1 protein-coding gene is annotated in these 381 nt (G+C 63.3%); it reads right to left on the bottom strand.

Features of this window, described 5'->3' with window-relative positions:
• Positions 1 to 293 (bottom strand): integrase core domain-containing protein (locus CBW22_RS25135; protein ID WP_254919572.1); only part of this gene is annotated, 293 nt, incomplete at its 3' end.
• Between the last annotated feature and the right edge of the window lie 88 nt (positions 294 to 381).

Below are 381 nucleotides of genomic sequence, written 5' to 3' on the forward strand. Positions count from 1 at the left end.
ACATATTCCCCCCGTAACGCCGCGCTCAGGAAGGTTCGCCCGTTCAGCCTCAGGTCGCCTTTTTCACCGACTTTGTACAGCTTCGCCCCCTCCGGATAGCCCACCTCCGGCACTTTTCCGTCCCATTTCCGCGGTGAAGGCGTCCATATTTTTGCGGGCGGCTGCTGCCCGTGCGCCTCATGCGGCTTTTCCTGATTGAACTCGTTCCGCCATCCGCGGCACCACGCCTGCTGCTCCGGCAGCGAGCCAAAGACGTCGTGATGGCTCATGGCGACCTTCAGCGACCGGTGCATCCGCTCGTGGCGGGCGTTCTGCCCCGGACAGCCCGGCGCGGTTCTTTCCGGCTGTATCCCCAGTTTTATCAGCCACACGCTCAGCTGC

Source organism: Pantoea sp. VS1, from assembly GCF_002207995.1.
In the GTDB taxonomy this organism is placed as follows: Bacteria; Pseudomonadota; Gammaproteobacteria; order Enterobacterales; family Enterobacteriaceae; genus Pantoea; species Pantoea dispersa.